This window comes from Lentzea chajnantorensis (assembly GCF_054300775.1).
In genome coordinates, this window is the sequence record NZ_JBSDZT010000002.1 from 5,107,914 (window position 1) to 5,124,331 (window position 16,418).

Annotated in this window: 10 protein-coding genes and 1 pseudogene; 6 read left to right on the forward strand and 5 right to left on the reverse strand. The window is 72.4% G+C overall.

What is annotated here, in order from left to right:
- Positions 1–21: 21 nt before the first annotated feature.
- Both arsB and ACVDFE_RS25270 read left to right on the forward strand, forming a co-directional pair.
- Positions 22–1,095: an ACR3 family arsenite efflux transporter gene (gene arsB / locus ACVDFE_RS25265; protein ID WP_458432122.1), complete on the forward strand. Its 1,074-nt coding sequence runs from the start codon at positions 22–24 to the stop codon at positions 1,093–1,095.
- Positions 1,082–2,053, forward strand: coding sequence for an ArsO family NAD(P)H-dependent flavin-containing monooxygenase (locus ACVDFE_RS25270; RefSeq protein ID WP_458432123.1), 972 nt, complete (start codon positions 1,082–1,084; stop codon positions 2,051–2,053). Before arsB ends, ACVDFE_RS25270 begins: the two co-directional genes overlap by 14 nt.
- Positions 2,054–2,056: 3 nt before the next feature.
- Here the strand turns inward: ACVDFE_RS25270 and ACVDFE_RS25275 are convergent, their stop codons facing one another.
- On the reverse strand, positions 2,057–3,265 hold the full coding sequence (locus ACVDFE_RS25275; RefSeq protein ID WP_458432124.1) for an NAD(P)/FAD-dependent oxidoreductase: 1,209 nt from the start codon (positions 3,263–3,265) through the stop codon (positions 2,057–2,059).
- Between the two features lie 137 nt (positions 3,266–3,402).
- On the reverse strand, positions 3,403–3,567 hold the full coding sequence (locus tag ACVDFE_RS25280) for a hypothetical protein (protein ID WP_360401129.1): 165 nt from the start codon (positions 3,565–3,567) through the stop codon (positions 3,403–3,405).
- Between the two features lie 142 nt (positions 3,568–3,709).
- Here ACVDFE_RS25280 and ACVDFE_RS25285 point away from each other — a divergent pair, with 142 nt between their 5' ends.
- From ACVDFE_RS25285 to ACVDFE_RS25300, 4 genes and pseudogenes are all read left to right on the forward strand, one after another.
- Entirely contained in the window at positions 3,710–7,465 is a 3,756-nt protein-coding gene (locus ACVDFE_RS25285) for a type I polyketide synthase (RefSeq protein WP_458432125.1), read from the forward strand.
- Positions 7,466–7,721: 256 nt separating this feature from the next.
- Positions 7,722–8,198: pseudogene (locus tag ACVDFE_RS25290) on the forward strand (class I SAM-dependent methyltransferase); the annotation flags it as partial.
- Between the two features lie 385 nt (positions 8,199–8,583).
- Positions 8,584–10,977 carry an SDR family NAD(P)-dependent oxidoreductase gene (locus tag ACVDFE_RS25295; protein ID WP_458432126.1) on the forward strand — a complete coding sequence of 798 codons (2,394 nt, stop codon included), beginning with the start codon at positions 8,584–8,586 and terminating at the stop codon, positions 10,975–10,977.
- Entirely contained in the window at positions 10,974–12,572 is a 1,599-nt protein-coding gene (locus ACVDFE_RS25300; RefSeq protein WP_458432127.1) for an aldehyde dehydrogenase family protein, read from the forward strand. The genes ACVDFE_RS25295 and ACVDFE_RS25300 overlap by 4 nt, the downstream gene beginning before the upstream one ends.
- Positions 12,573–12,636: 64 nt before the next feature.
- On the opposite strand, the gene ACVDFE_RS25305 is transcribed toward ACVDFE_RS25300, so the two are convergent.
- The 3 genes from ACVDFE_RS25305 to ACVDFE_RS25315 all read right to left on the reverse strand — a co-directional run bounded on the left by ACVDFE_RS25305 (position 12,637) and on the right by ACVDFE_RS25315 (position 16,402).
- Positions 12,637–13,272 (reverse strand): hypothetical protein, encoded by a 636-nt coding sequence (locus ACVDFE_RS25305; RefSeq protein ID WP_458432128.1) that lies wholly within the window; start codon positions 13,270–13,272, stop codon positions 12,637–12,639.
- A 96-nt stretch (positions 13,273–13,368) separates the two neighbouring features.
- Entirely contained in the window at positions 13,369–15,711 is a 2,343-nt protein-coding gene (locus tag ACVDFE_RS25310; protein WP_360401141.1) for a molybdopterin-dependent oxidoreductase, read from the reverse strand.
- A 139-nt stretch (positions 15,712–15,850) separates the two neighbouring features.
- Positions 15,851–16,402: an EF-hand domain-containing protein gene (locus tag ACVDFE_RS25315; RefSeq protein WP_360401144.1), complete on the reverse strand. Its 552-nt coding sequence runs from the start codon at positions 16,400–16,402 to the stop codon at positions 15,851–15,853.
- Positions 16,403–16,418: the final 16 nt, after the last annotated feature.

A 16,418-nucleotide genomic window follows, 5' to 3' on the forward strand; every position in this document is an offset into this window, starting at 1 on the left:
GACCACATCCCGGAGAACCCGTTGAGCACCACTCAGACCGCAGCACCGGACGTGCTGCACCGACTGTCCTTCCTGGACAGGCTGCTGCCGGTGTGGATCGGCCTCGCCGTGGTCGCAGGCCTGCTGCTCGGCCGGTTGGTGCCGGGCCTGCAGAGCGTGCTGGACGCGGTGCGGATCGGCGAGGTGTCGCTGCCGATCGCCCTGGGCCTGCTGCTGATGATGTACCCGGTGCTCGCGAAGGTCCGCTACGACGAGCTCGGCACCGTCACCCGCGACCGGCGGACGATGCTGCTGTCGCTGGTGCTGAACTGGGTCCTCGGGCCCGCGCTGATGTTCGCGCTGGCCTGGACCTTCCTGGCCGACCTGCCCGAGTACCGCACCGGACTGGTCGTCGTCGGCCTCGCCCGCTGCATCGCGATGGTCATCATCTGGAACGACCTGGCCTGCGGCGACCGTGAGGCAGCCGCAGTGCTCGTCGCGCTGAACTCGGTGTTCCAGGTGGTCATGTTCGGTGTGCTCGGCTGGTTCTACCTCGACCTGCTACCCGGCCGGCTCGGCTTGGACACCGCATCCGTCGGCTTCTCCGCGTGGGAGATCGCCAAGTCCGTTCTCATCTTCCTCGGCATCCCGCTGCTGGCCGGCTACCTCAGCCGCAAGCTGGGGGAGCGGTCGAAGGGCCGGGAGTGGTACGAGTCGAAGTACCTGCCGCGCGTCGGCCCGATCGCCCTCTGCGGGCTGCTGTTCACGATCGTCATCCTGTTCGCGCTGCAGGGTGGGAACATCACCAGCCGCCCGCTCGACGTCGCCCGCATTGCTCTGCCGCTGCTGGTCTACTTCGCCATCATGTGGGCCGGCTCCTACGCGCTGGGCAAGGCCGCTGGGCTCTCCTACGAGCGGACCACGACGCTCGCGTTCACCGCGGCGGGCAACAACTTCGAGCTCGCCATCGCCGTGGCGATCGGAGTGTTCGGCGTGACCTCCGGGCAGGCGCTCGCGGGCGTGGTCGGTCCGTTGATCGAGGTTCCGGTGCTCGTCGCACTCGTCTACGTGAGCCTGTGGCTCCGGCGTCGCTGGGCAGCTCGTGCCCAGCTCTGACGTCGTGGTGATCGGCGGCGGGCAGGCGGGGCTCGCTGCTGCCTTCTACCTGCGCCGCGCGGGCATCGACCACGTGGTGCTCGACGCACGACCCGTGCCGGGCGGCGCCTGGCCGCTCACGTGGAACTCGCTGCGGCTGTTCTCCGTCGCGCGCCACAGCTCGTTGCCCGGCTGGCCGATGTCGCCGTTCCCGGACGGTTACCCGACCGCGCAGCACGTCGTCGACTACCTCACCGCCTACGAGAAGCGCTACGACATCCCCGTGCAGCGGCCGGTCCAGGTGCGCGAGGTCGGCCGGGACGAGCACGGCCTGCTCGTCCACACCGACAACGGAACGTGGTCGGCACGGCACGTCGTCAGCGCGACCGGCACGTGGTGGCGGCCGTTCCGGCCGTCGGTGCGGCTGCCTGGGCGTCAGCTGCACACCGTGGACTACGCCGGCCCACAGGAGTTCGCGGGCCGGAAGGTCGTCGTGGTCGGCGGCGGCAACTCCGGTGCGCAGATCGCGGCCGACCTGCTGCCTCACGCCGAGCTGACGTGGATGACCCGCCGGCCACCGCGGTACATGCCCGACGAGATCGACGGCAAGGCCCTGTTCGACATCGCCACCCGCCACGGCGGCGTCGGCGAGCTCGGTGACATCGTCGCGGTGCCGGCCGTGCGGGAGGCACGCGACAGCGGCCTCCTCGTCGCCACACCGATGGATGACGGCGTCCTCGCCGACGCTGACGCCGTCATCTGGTGCACCGGCTTCCGGGCCGCGCTCGGCCACCTCGCACCGTTGCGGCTGCGCGCCGCCAACGGCCGCATCGCCGTCGACGGCACCACCGCGGTCGAGGAACCACGCCTGCACCTGGTCGGGTACGGCAGCTGGACCGGTCCGGCGTCCGCCACGCTCATCGGCGTCGGGCCGACCGCCAAAGCGACCGTCGCGAAGATCGCCGCCTCCCTCGCGTGACGGTCAGACCCGCTGTTCGGCCGGCTCCTGGAGCTCAGCGCGGTGCGCGTCCAGCAGCCGCCGGCGCTTCTCGGCACCGCCCCGCAGCCGGTGCAGGCGGTACGAACCGGGCTTGCGCCCCTCGTCGGCCAGGTGGTCGGGGATGCCCTTGCAGATGCTCTCCTTGACCTTGGCGCCGAGGCTGCCGCCGACGTGCACGCCGACCGCGACGTCGGACCTGGTGGCGAGCTGGAAGATGCCCGCCGCACGGCCCAGGCTGATGCACTGCGCGTAGAAGCCCTGGTGCAGGAGCTCCGGCTGCTCGCCCGCGAGCCGGCTGAGCACGGTGTCGGCGGCGCGCGCACCCGTCGGGATCGCGTTCAGGCAGCTCATCCGCAGTGCCAGACCGGACGGCGCCATGGCGTCCCCGGCCGCGACGACGCGCTCGTCGTCCACGCTCGTCAGCGTCTCGTCGGTGAGCAGCCTGCCCGCCGTGTCGGTGGTGAGACCGCTGCGCAACGCCAGGTCCGGAACGGCGAAGCCCACCGTCCACACGGTGACCGCGCTCGCCAGCTCCCTGCCGTCGGCCAGCCGCACGGCGTCCCTGGTCACCGCCGTCACCTTCGCGTCGCCGCCCTCGACCACGGTCACGCCGAGCGCCGCCAGCCGCCGTGCGACCGCGCGCCGGCCGCGGGCGTGCAGGTACGGGCCGAGAACACCGCCGCACACCAGCGTGACCCGGCGGCCCAGCTCCGCCAGCTCGGCCGCGGTCTCGATGCCGGTGGGACCGGCTCCGACCACCGTCACCGGCGCGGCGAGGGCCGTGTCGGCGAGAACCGAACGCAGCCGCTGCGCCGTCTCCAGCGTGGCGATCGGGAACGCGAACTCGGCCGCCCCCGGCACGTCCGGCTCGGCGCTGCCGCTGCCCACGGCGTAGACGAGGTAGTCGTAGCCGAGCGCCGAGCCGTCGGACAGCCGCACCCGGCGCCCGGCCGCGTCGATGACGTCCACCGCGTCCACCACGAGCCGGACACCCTGCGCCAGAACGTCCTCATAGGCGACGACCGCCGCGTCCGACCCGCCCACCAGCTGGTGCAGGCGCACCCGGTGCACGAACTCGGACCGCGGGTTGACCAACGTGACCGCGACGTCCTCGCGCTGCGTCAGCCGGTTCGCGGCCATGACACCCGCGTACCCGCCACCGATAACGACCACGTGCGTGCTGCCGGCCATGACTGCCTCCTCCGTCTTTCGGGAATCGGCATGGAGACGGCGCGTCGCCGGACTTCGTGACACGACGTGTCCCAGGTCACTTCACGTGCTGACGGCCGGCTGCCGCTGCACACCGGCGAGCAGCACGTGGTCTCGCGTCAGCGGCGGCGCAGGGAGTTCCACACCACGTAGCCCCCCAGCAGCCATCCGGCGGCGAACAGCAGGATCGGCACGACCAGGGGCCACCCGAGCAGCAGGGTCGTCAGCGACGCAGCCGCCGCCAGGACCATGCCCACAAGGCCGTTGCGACTCCGGGGATCCATCGCCCTCCTCACGGTCGATCATCGGGCTTCCCGACGGCTTCACCACCGAAACGCGGTGGCGGTGTCACCTGATGGGTTGGTCATCCGGGTGAGTGCCTGCGCCAGCGTGGATCCGGCACCCGCGGTCCGAAATGATCCGGGCGTGCTGGACAAGATCGCAATCGTGGGCGTGGCGTGTCGTTTTCCCGGCGGGGTCGGCGATCTGGAGGGGCTGTGGTCGCTGCTGGCCGCGGGGCGTGAGGCGGTCGGGGCGCCGCCGCCCGGCCGGTTCGACGTCGAGCGGTACTGGGACTCCAACCAGATGCGGCCGGGCAAGTCCTACACGTTCGCGGGCGGTTACCTCGACGACATCACCGGGTTCGACGCGGACTTCTTCGGGATCAGCCCGCGTGAGGCGGTGTGCATCGATCCCCAGCAGCGGCTGCTGCTGGAGCTGGGTGTCGAGGCGCTCGACGACGCCGGGATCGACCCGGCGGCGCTGGCCGGTACGGATGCCGCCGTGTTCGTCGGCGTGTCCGCGCTGGACTACGGCGGGCAGCAGATGCTCATCCCGTCCGCGGTCGGTCCCTACACGAACTCCGGTGCCGCCCTGTCCAACACGGCGAACCGGCTGTCCCACCAGCTCGACGTGCACGGACCCAGTCTCAAGGTGGACACGGCGTGCGCCTCGTCGCTGAACGCGGTCCACCTGGCCTGCGAGCACCTGCGGCACGGCGGCGGACGCGTCGCCTTCGCCGCCGGGGTCAACCTGCTGCTCAACCCCATCACCTACGTCGGGTTCGCCAAGGCGGGGTTCCTGTCGCCGACCGGGCGGTGCCGCCCGTTCTCGGCCCAGTCCGACGGGTACGTCCGTGCCGAGGGCGGTGGCGTGCTGGTCCTCAAGCGCCTGGCCGACGCGGTTGCCGACGGCGACCGCGTCCACGCCGTGATCGCGGGGTCCGGGACGAACAGCGACGGGCACACCAGCGGGCTGGTGCTGCCCAGCTGTGCGGCCCAGGAAGCGTTGCTGCGCCAGGTCTACGACCGGTTCGAGCTCGACCCGGACGACCTGGCCTACCTGGAGGCGCACGGCACCGGCACACCGATCGGCGACCCGGTCGAGTGCCGGGCGATCGGCGGCGCCCTCGGACTTCGCCGGACCGGCGCGGCGCTCCCGATCGGCTCGGTCAAGGCGAACCTGGGGCACCTGGAACCGGCGTCGGGCATGGCCGGGCTGTGCAAGGCGGTGCTCGTGCTGCGCCACGGAGAAATCCCCGCGACCCCGCACGCGAGCCCGCGCAGCACGGAGATCGACTTCGACGGCCTGGCGCTGACGCCGGTGGAGCGGTCGCGGCCGGCGGAGGGCCGGTTGGTCGGGGTGAACTCGTTCGGGTTCGGCGGTGCGAACGTCCACGTCGTCCTGGAGGAACCACCCGCGGCTCCGCCCGCGCTGCGCGTGGCGACCGCGGTGCCGATCGTCGTCTCGGCGCACACCGAGGCCGCCCTGGCCGACGCGGTGGCCCGGATGGACCGGCGGCTGGCCGACTGCACGGACTTCGCCGACCTCGCCTACACCTCCTCCCAGCGACGGGGGAAGCACGCCCACCGCCGGGTGGTGCTCGCCGCCGACGCGGACGAGGCGCGGCAACGGCTGGCGAAGCAGGTTCCGCCGCAGCGGGCGACCGAGCGGGGCCGCGTCGCCTTCGCCTTCTCCGGTCACGGCGCGCAGTGGGCCGGCATGGCGGCCGACCTCGTCGACACCGACCCGGTGTTCGCCGCCGCGGTCGCCGGGATCGACGCCGTGCTGGCGCCGCTCGCCGGCTGGACGGTCGCCGACGAGCTGCGGTCGGCCGAGCCGCGGTTCCACGACACGAGCGTGGTCCAGCCCGTTCTCTTCGCGGTGCAGGCCGGCATCGTGGCGGTGCTCGCGGAACGCGGCCTGCGGCCGGAAGCGGTGTACGGCCACAGCGTGGGTGAGGTCGCCGCTGCTTTCACCGCCGGGATCTACGACGTGGAGCAGGCCGTGCGGCTGGTGGTGGCGCGCAGCCGGGCCCAGGCGACCACCGCGGGCACCGGCACCATGGCCGCGGTCAGCCTCGGGCAGGACGAGACCGAGGCCCTGCTCGCGCGCTACGACGGGCGCGTGGAGATCGCGGGGATCAACAGCGCGAACGACGTCACGGTCGCCGGGCCGAGGGCCGACCTGCACGACCTCGCCGACCGGCTGGCCGAGCGCGAGGTCTTCTGCCGCCTGCTCGAACTGGACTACCCGTTCCACAGCACGGCGATGGAACCGGTGCGCGCCCCGTTGCTGGCGGACCTGGCCGGTCTGGCGCCGAAAGCCGCCACCGTCGACTTCGTCTCCACGGTCACCGGCGCGCCCCTGGCGGGGGAGCGGCTGGACGCCGGGTACTGGTGGCGCAACGTCCGCGAGCCCGTCCGGTTCGCCGCGGCCACCGACCACCTGGTCGCGGCCGGGTTCGACACGATCATCGAGATCGGGCCGAAACCGGTGCTGCGGACGTACCTGAAGCGAGCGGCGAAGGACAGCGTGCTCGCCGTGCTGCCGACGCTCACCCGCGACGAGCCCGGACCAGCCGCTCTGCTGAGCTCGGTGGAGTCCGCGCTGGCCGCGGGCGTGCCGATCGCGGGGGAACGGTTCTTCCCCCGCCGGGGCCGGGTCGTGCCGTCGCCCGCCTACCCGTGGCGGCGCGAGCGGTTCTGGCTGGGCGACCAGCACACCTGGGGCGGTGCCAGCGCGCCGCCCGACCACGTGCTGCTCGGGGACCGGGTCGCCGTCTCCGACCCGACGTGGCAGACCACCGTGGACCCGGCGCGGTGGCCGTGGCTGGCCGGTCACCGGGCGGCGGGGACGCCGATCATGCCGGCGGCCGGCTACCTGGAGATGGGCTGGGCGGCCGGGCAGCTCGTGTTCGACGGACCGGCGGAGGTGAGGGAGCTGCACATCACCAAGCCGCTGGTGGCTCCCGACGACGAGTCCGTGTTGCCCCGCATGCAGGTGTCGCTGTCCGAAGAGGACGGTGTCTTCCGGGTCGCCACGTGCTCGGCCGAGGGGAAGGTGTGGCTGACCCACGCACGGGGGCGGGTGCGCCGCCGGGTGGCCCCGGCCCCGCCACCGCTCGACCTGGCCGAGCTGCGCGCGCGGTTCGCCGGGAGGGGCGAGCACGTGGACCGGGAGACGCTGTACACCGACGGTGAGCGGATCGGCCTCGGCTACGGCCCCGAGTTCCTCGTCATCTCCGACCTGTGGGTCGACGGCACGGAGGTGCTGGCCGACTACGACTGCGGCCACCTGGACCTCACCGGGTTCCACGCGCACCCGGCGTGGACCGACGTCGCCCCGCAGGCCGCGATCCAGCTCGGCCGCATCCGCCGCGGCCACGTCGCCGACGAGGACTCCTACCTGCCCGTGGCGGTCGGCTCAGCCCGCTTGTGGAGCCCGCCCACCAAGACCGGCGCCGTGCACTTCCGCTGCCGCACGCTCGCGGAGTCCTGGGCCTCGGCCGACATCACGCTCACCGACGACGCGGGCACCGTCCAGCTGGAACTGCTCGACTGCCGGTTCCTGCGGGTCAAGGTGCCCAGCCGGCGCGTGGTCCTGCGCCAGCACACCGAGCTTCCGCGCCGCACCGCGCGGCCTGCCGCCCACCGCGGCGGTGCCCTGCCCGTCGCCCCTGGTCGAGGGGCGGCCGGTCACCGGGTACGCGGAGCTGCGGCGACGGCGGCTCGCGGCGACCGCCGCCTTCACGGTGCGCGCGTTCACCACCATCCTCGACGGCGCGGAGGTGTTCTTCACCGACGACCTGCTGGCCGCCGGAGTGCGCCCGGAGTTCGGCCGCCTGCTCGACCTGCTGACCGGACTCGCCGCCGACCACGACCACCTGGAGTGGCTCGGTGAGTTCCAGGGGCGCACCCGCTGGCGGATCCGCCCCGACGTCGCCGAACCCGCGTTCGCGGGCCTGGTCACCGACTTCCCCGAGCACGTCGCGGACCTGACCCTGTTCGGCCGGTGCGGCCTGCACCTGGCTGCACTGCTGCGCGGTGAACGCGACGCGCTGGACATCCTTTCTCCCGCGCACGGCAGCGACACCCTGGCGCACTACTACGACCTGTCTCCGTCACTGCGGTCTTGCAACCAGGCCGCCGCGGAGGTCATGCGCGCCTTGGTCGAGGCGTGGCCGGCGGATCGTCCACTGAGGATTCTCGAGGTGGGCGGCAGCACCGGTGCGCTGACCGCGGCGTTGCTGCCCGTGCTGCCGGCGGACCGCACGCGGTACGTGTTCACGGACGTCTCGCAGGTCTGCCTCGCCCCGGCCGAGGCACGCTTCGCGCGGTACGACTTCGTCGAGTACCGGACCCTGGACCTCGACCAGCCCGACGTCGAGGCAGGTGGCTTCGACGTGGTGGTCGCCGGGAACGCCCTCCACGCGGCCAAGGACGTGCGTGCGGCGCTGCGCGCGGTGTCGGAGGTGCTGACCGACAACGGACGTCTGCTGTTCGTCGAGGCCCACGACCCGCTGCTGCTCGCCCTGCCGTTCGGCCTGGTACCGGAGTTCTGGTCGATGACCGACCTCGACCTGCGGCCCGCCTCGCCGGTGCTGTCCGCTCAGCAGTGGCGTGACCTGTTGCCGGGCAACGGTTTCCACGCCGCGCGCACGGTCCTCGAAGGCGAGCTGTGCTCGCTGACGACAGCGAGCAGGGTCCCGCGCACCGCTCCGGTGCAGGAGGCGACGAGCGTCGCGACCACCGGCCGTGTCGTGGTCGTCGCCGAGGACGACACCGACGACGGACTGGCCGCGACGCTCACGACGAGGCTGGCGGAGCTGGGCGCCGACGCGGTGCGGACTACCGCCGGCACCGGTACAGCCGACTGGTTCACCGCTTCCGAGACCGATGTGGTGCTCGTGCTCGCCGAGACCGGTCCGGACCCGGCGGCCGCCGTCGAGGCGACCACCCGGCGGTTCGAGCTCGTGCGCGCGCTCGCGGTCAGGTCGGCCGAGCTCCCCCGCAGGAGCGGTGACGCGGCTCTGGCTGGTCAGCCGCCCCACCGGCGTCAACCCGGCGCCCGAGGGGGCCGCGGACCCGGCCGGCGCCGCGTTCTGGGGCGCCACGCGCACCGTGGCCGCCGAACACAGCCTGCTCGGCATCCGGCGCGTGTCGGCCGGGCACGACGTCCCGGTCGACCGGATCGCACGTGAGGTCCTCGATCCGGCGGACGAGGACGAGGTGGTGCTCACCGCGTCGGGCCGGTTCGTGCCGCGGCTGCGCGACCTGCCCGCACCGGCTGCCGACGACCCCGCCACCTCGTACCGGCTCATCGCCCGTGACGCGGGACCGTCCTACGAGCTGGCGTGGGTGGCCGCGGAGATGCCGGAACCCGGCCCCGGACAGGTCGCCGTCGAGGTCCGCGCGACGGGCATCAACTACCGCGACGCGCTGCTCGCGGTCGGGCTGCTGCCGGGCTGGGTGGTGGAGGCCGGCATGACCGGCACGCACCTCGGCGGCGAGTGCGCGGGAGTGGTCACGGCGGTCGGCCCCGGCGTGAGCCGGTACCGGCCGGGTGACCGGGTCTTCGGGTCCGTCGCCGGTTCCTTCGCCTCGCACGTGCTGGCGGACGAGAACCTGGTGGGACCGGTGCCCGACGGGATCGACCTGGTCGCCGCGGCGACCATGCCCGTCGCGTTGATCAGCGCGAGCTACGGGCTGGTGAACCAGGCCGGGCTCGCCAAGGGTGAGACGGTCCTGGTGCACGGCGCCGCCGGTGGCGTCGGGCTGGCAGCCCTCCAGTGCGCCCGCCACCTGGGTGCCGCGGTGATCGCCACCGCGGGCACCGAGGAGAAGCGCGACTTCCTCAGGCTGCTCGGCGTGGAGCACGTCTTCGACTCGCGCAGCCTCAGCTTCGCCGCCGACGTGCTCGCCGTCACCGGCGGGCAGGGCGTCGACGTCGTGCTGAACTCGCTGGGCGGTGAGTTCATCGGGCGCAGCCTGGAGCTGCTGCGGTTCGGCGGCCGGTTCGTCGAGCTCGGCAAGCGCGACCTCTACAGCGACCGCAACGTCTCGCTGTTCCCGTTGCGCAACAACATCAGCTACTTCGCCGTGGACGTCGACCAGCTGGGCAGCCACCGGCTGCAGGAGATCGCCGCCGAGCACGACCGGATCATCGACCACGTCCGGTCGGGAGCCGTCCACCCCATCCCGCACCGGGCGTTCCCGGCCGCCCAGGCCGCAGAGGCGTTCCGGTCCCTCCAGCACTCCCGGCACATCGGCAAACTGGTCGTCACCTTCGACCGGCGGCCACCGGTCGAGCGGGCTGCCCGGTCGAGCGCCTTCGCGGCCGACCCGTGCGGCACCTACCTGGTCACCGGCGGCGCGAGCGGGTTCGGCGCCGAGACGGCGCGCTGGCTCGCGGACCGCGGGGCCAGGCACCTCGCACTGGTGAACCGGCGGGGAGCGGCCGTGCCGGGAGCCGGAGACCTCGTCGCCGAGCTGACCGCGCGGGAGGTGGCGGTGTCCGTGCACGCCGCCGACGTGACCGACGAAGCCGCCATGCGCGTTGTCATCGACTCAATCGACGGCGGTGGCGCCCCGCTGCGGGGCGTGGTGCACGCGGCGATGGTGCTCGACGACGCGATGATCGCGGACCTGACGCCGGAGCGGTTCCGCGCCGTGCTCGCACCGAAGATGGCCGGCGCGATGGTCCTCGACCGCCTCACCGGTGACCACGACCTCGACCTCTTCCTCCTGTTCTCCTCGGGGGCGGCCGTGGTGGGCAACGCCGGTCAGGCCGCCTACTGCGCGGGGAACCTCTTCCTGGAAGCGCTGGCCCGTGCTCGCCGCGCCAGGGGACTGGCCGGGCAGACGATCGCCTGGGGTGCCCTCGCCGAGGTCGGCTACGTCGCGCGCAACGAGACCACGGCCAAGACGGTGACCAGGGCGGGGTTGAACCTGCTGCCGCTGCGCGCGGTGCGCCGTGCGCTGGACGACCTGGTCGGCGGTCCCGAGGTGGCATTGGTGTGGAGCCACGACGGCCAGTTCCTGCGCCGCCTCTACTCCCACCTCACCACCCCGAGGCTCGGCGAGCTGACAGGGGGCGACCAGACCGCTGACGGCGAGGACGAGGACCTGGTCGCCCGGCTGCGGGAGGCCTCGGTGGACGAGGCGGTCGAGCTCGTCGCCGACCACGTCGTGAAGACGCTCGCCGAGGTGCTGGGCGTCGCACCGGACCGCATCGACCGCAACCGGCCGCTGGACCAGCTGGGCGTGGACTCCCTGATGGGTGCGGAGCTGGTCACCAAGATGCGGCGCCGGTTCGGCCGGGAGATCCCGGTCATGCGGGTGGTCGCGAGCACCGGCATCGACGACCTGGCCCGTTCCCTGGCCACCTACTTCAAGACCGAGGACGACCAGTGACCCAGACGACCGTGCGGCACTTCCCGCTCTACATCGGCGGCGCGCTCGTCGACACCGACGAACGCGCGTACGGCATGAGCGTGCGCGCCGTCCTGGACCCCGGCGGGACCACCGCGGCGTCCCTGTTCCGCCTGCTCCGCGAGGGCGCCGAGGAGGAGGTGCACGCCCACCCGCACGTCCTCTGCTCGGTCGCGTTGTCCACGCCGGAACAGGGGCAGGCAGCGCTGCGGGCGGCAGCGGAGGCGGCGGCACGGCTGCGCCTGGTGCCGTTCACCGACCGCCTGGCGTGCGTGGGCGACCTGTACGAGAGGTTCCTGGAGCACCGCGAGGAGCTCGCGCGGCTGATGCGCATGGAGGGGTGCCCGCGCCTGCTGGCGGAGGCGCAGCTCAACGCGGTGCTGCACCTCGTCCGCCCGGAGAGCCTGGAGCTGGCGCGTTCCCTGCTGCGGCAGGAGATCAGCACGCCGCACCACACGATCGTGCTGCAACGCCAGCCCGACGGCGTGGTCTGCGTCGACCCGCCGGCCAACGTCCCGCTGTACGGGCTGATCGCCTCCCTGGTGCTGCTGGCGGGCAACAGCGTGGTGATCCGGGTGCCGCGCAGCTGTGCCAGCTCGCTGGCCCACGCGCTGCACAACGTCATCATCCCGGCATTGGAGGCGAACGGGGCGCCGCCGGGAACGATCAACGTGTTGTGCGCCGACTTCGAGGTCACCATGCGGCAGTGGCTGGACAGCCCGCTGGTGAACACCATCTACTACTTCGGCTCCAGCGCCCGCGGGCTGGCACTGGAACGCGAGTGCGTGGAGCGGGGCAAGCGGGCGATCCTGGAGCTGTCCGGCAACGACGGCCTGCTGGTGTGGCACGACGCCGACCTCGAACATGCCACCGCGGCGCTGGTCGAGTCGTTCTACGCCTCCGGCCAGGCCTGCATCGGCCCGAAGTACGCCGTCGTCCACCCCGCCGTCGCCGACCAGCTGCTCGCCCGGCTGCGGGAGGCCGCGTCCGCGCTGCGCCCCGGTGACCCGGAGGACTCCGACACGGTGCTCAGCCCCGTTCTGCGCGCCACGGCCTTCCGGCGCTGCCTCGACGAGGCGTTGCGCGCGGGCGCCACGAAGGTCTGCGGTGGCGCGCAGATCGACCTGCGCGGCGAACCCGATCCCCAGGGGCTGTTCATCGAACCGACCGTGGTGCGCATCGACGGCTTCGAGCTCGCCGAGACCATGTCCGCCGTGCGCGAGGAGTGCTTCTTCCCGCTGCTGTCGGTGGTGGTGCCGGAGGACGGTCCTGACCTGCTCGACCGCTGCATCGGGTTCCTCAACGGCAACAGGTTCGGTCTGCGCAACTCCCTGTGGGCGGAGAGCCGGGAGGTGGTCGAGCGGTTCACCACGGCGGTGACCAACGGGGGAGTGCTCAAGGTCAACGACTCCCACATGGCCCACGCCCCGTACACGCCGGGGCTCGGCGGCACCGGGGACAGCGGAGGCCCGCACGGTGAGGCCGCCTACCCCTTCCTGCGCGCCAGCCGCCTCCAGGCCGTCGCCATCGCCACGACCAGGACCCACCCCTGGGAAGCCGTCATGGGGGTGAACTGACACGAAGACGACCACCGGCGCACGGGGTTCTCCCGGTGCGCCGGTGGTCGTCGTTCCGAAGTGGTCAGACGGGCAGTGAGTCCGGCACGGGCCACGCACGGCCCCCGCCCGTCGCGGTGAACACCGTGTCCGTGACGGAGAACAACGCAACGCCGAAAGCCTTCGTGAAGGCGTCCACGCCCTCCTTGGTGGGGGTGATCGGGATGTTGCTGCCCTTGATCACGGTCGGCTGACCCGGCGCCCCCGGTTGCACGGACAGCCTCACCGCGCTGACATCGCCGGCGTACAGCGGCAGCTCGCCGACCCACTGGTCGTTGATCTTCAGGAAGGCGAAGACCCGCCCGTCCGGAACCGACCCCCGGATTCCGGCGATCTCCATCCGGGCTTTCGCGTTGCGCAGCACCACCCCGCCCAGCGCACGTCCGGACCCCTTCCCGGGTTGCCCCACCGGGCTGATGGTGCCGGTGCTGTACTCCGGGGGGAGCTTGACGCCCACGACGGTCGTGCCGTCCGCCCCCATGATCGCGGTGGCCGGCGCCAGGGCCTGCACCTCGATCTTCTCCGTCGCGAGCCGCTCGCGCGCCACGTCGGTCAACCGCATCTCACCCAGTCCGTCCAGCAGGGTGAACGCCGCGTCAGCGGTCGGGCTCGCGCTCGCGGACGTCCCTCCGTGCAGCTGCGCGAGAACAGGCGCCGCCATTGCGCCGCTGACAAACATGCGTCGAGTGATCGCCATGATCCCCAGTGTCACGCATTCCGGGGAGAACTTCGCCGCACGTAACTCGAAAGAGGAGGTTCACGTGTGCCGCAACGGGTTTTGGTGCTGATCACCCAGAATCCGCGGCGGGGTGAAGGCCAGCACGTCGGGGAGCGGGCCGTCATGGGGTTCGACGTCGACGAGAACGCTGTGGGCGCTGGGTCCCTGGGACAGGCGCGAGCACGGCCGGTCCGCGGTGAGGGCGTTCGGGTTGCCGTGGCGGTCCAGCGTCCCGCTCACGCCCGGCTCGACCGGGTCCCACCACGCTCCGGTGGACAGCTGCACGACACCGGGCATGACGTCGTCCGACAGGACCGCGCCCGCGAGGCAGCTCCCCCGGTCGTTGTGGACGCGCACGACCATGCCGTCCTCGATGCCGCGCGCCGCGGCGTCCGAGGGGTTGATCGTCACGGGTTCGCGCCCGCGGATCTTCGAGGCGAGGCTGTGGCCGCCGTTGTCGTACTGGCTGTGCAGGCGTGAGGCGGGCTGGTTCGAGATCAGGTGCAGCGGGAACCGGTCCGCCAGCCCGGCGCGGAGCCACTCCACCGGCTCGAACCACGTGGGGTGCCCGGCGCAGTCGTCGTAGCCGAACGAGTCGATCTCCTCGGAGAAGATCTCGATCCGGCCCGACGGCGTGGTCAGGGGGAACTGCCGCGGATCCGAGCGGAGGGCTGCGAAGCTGCCGGGGAACGGTCCGGTCGAGGCCGGCAGCGCGGCGGTGGAGCTGCGCCAGAAGTCGTCGAAGTCCGGCAGCGCGGCGGTGTCACCGAGCTGGGCCTTCGTCTCCTCGTAGAGGTGGCGGACCCAGTCGAGCTCGGAGCGCGACTCGGTGAACTCCTCGTGGTACCCGAGCCGGGCGGCCAGGTCGGCGAAGATGTGGTGGTCGGTGCGCGACTCGCCGGCGGGCTCGCGGACCTTCGGCATCGCGACGAGGTGGGGGTCGGAGAAACCCGCGGCGAAGTCGTCGCGTTCGAGGCTGGTGGCGACGGGCAGGACGATGTCCGCGAACTTGGCCGTCGTGTTCCACCAGGCTTCGTGCACCACGACCGTGTCGGGAACCTGCCACGCGCGGGTCAACCGGTGCAGGTCCTGGTGGTGGTGGAACGGGTTGCCCCCGCACCAGTAGACGAGGCGGAGCTCGGGCAGCGTCAGCCTGCTGCCGTCGTAGTCGATGACCTCACCGGGGTGCAGCAGGGCGTCGGCGATCCTGGCGACGGGGATGAAGTCGGGAACCGGGTTGGGGACCGCGGGGATGGTCCCCACGAACGGGCGGTCCGGAGCGACGCCCGTCGCGTCCATCGTCGCGTAGCCCGCACCCCAGCCGCAGCCGGGCCGGCCCAGGGAGCCCGCCATGGCGGCCAGCACGACGGACATCCAGATCGGTTGTTCACCGTGGTCCGCGCGTTGCACCGCGTAGTTGACCATGATGAGTGACCGCTGCGCGGTGAGGCGGCGGGCGAGACCGGTGAGCACGTCCTGGTCGAGGCCGGTGATCCCCGCGGCCCAGGCCGCGTCCTTGCGGACGCCGTCGAGCTCGCCGGTCAGGTAGGCGGCGAAGCGGTCGAACCCGACGCAGCACCGGCTCAGGAAGTCCTCGTCGTGCCAGCCGTTGACCAGCATCGTGTGTGCGATGCCGAGCATCGCGGCGGTGTCGGTGTTGGGGACGACGGGCAGCCACTCGGCGTCGAGGAACCCGGCGGTGTCGCTGCGGATCGGGCTGACGTTCACGAACCGGACGCCGGCCTCGCGGCACCGGCGCTGCAGGTCCCGCGTCTGGTGCCGGGCCAGCCCGCCGGGGTTGATCTGGCTGTTCTTGAGGGCGAGCCCGCCGAACGCCACCACGAGCTCGCAGTGCTCGGCTATCTCGTCCCACATCGGCATCCGGCTCTGGTAGCTCCACGGGTGCCCGCCGATCACGTGGGGGAGGATGACCTCCAGAGCCGCGGTGCTGTAGGTGTTGCGCGAGTCGGTGAAGCCCCCGCCCAGCGCCAGGAACCGGTGCAGCTGTCCCTGCGCGTGGTGGAACCTGCCCGCGCTCGCCCACCCGTAGGACCCGCCGAACACCGCGCTGTCCCCGTGCTCCGCGCGGACCCGGCGGAGCTCGTCGCTCACCAGCGTGATCGCACGGTCCCAGCTCACCTCGACGAAGGCGTCGGAGCCCCTGGCGGTGCCGCGGTCGCGCGGCTCGCCGTCCAACCAGCCCTTGCGCACGGCGGGGCGCAGCACGCGCGCGCTGTCGTCGGCGGCCCGCACCATCCCGGGGCCGATGGGGGAGGGAGCGGGGTCACCGGGCTTCGGCTCGATCCGCACCAACCGGCCGGACTCGACCACGGCGACGAAACTGCCCCAATGGGTCGCGACCGACATGCGTTGCTCGACCATGCATCACCTCTGCCACCGAAGTTCCCGGCCCGGGACCATGGTTGCTCATGCGGCTGGCGGAGTGATGTAGTGCAAATGGGTCCTGTCCGGCCGCTGCCTCGGCTTCGGGTGCAGCGGGCCGGACGACACGGCGTGGCGGTTATGCGGTGATCTTGCCGAACAGGTGGGCGGCGGGCGCGTGCGGGTCGTCGCCGTAGAAGAACTCCGCGAGCGCCTGGTGGAACTCGGCGCGGTCGAGCCCGCCGGAGCCGTCGACGTCCAGCGCGTCGAAGACGGCGGCGCAGTCCTCGGGGGAGACGTTGCCCGCGAGGCGGAAGATCTCCTCGAACTCCGTGCGGTCGACCCGGTCGTCCCCGTCGAGGTCGATCAGGTCGAAGTAGCAGTCGGCCACGGGTCCGACCTGCTGCGGGTACAGGCCGCGATCGCCCAGCGCCCGCCGGAACCCCTCGGTCATCTCCCGCAGGTCGACCTTCCCGTCACCGTCCTGGTCCATCGGCGCGATCACACCGGTCCAGAACGCCTCCAGCCCCTCGACGAGGTGGCGGGCGGTCGCGGGCTGCAGCGCGGCACCGCGGGCCGCGACGTACCGCTCGCCCATCAGCCGGACGTCCTCGCAGGTGATGACTCCGTCGCCGTCGACATCGGCGCCTTTGAACCACTGCCGGTACTTGAGATCACGAACTTCGGTCATGACGACGCAACCTAGG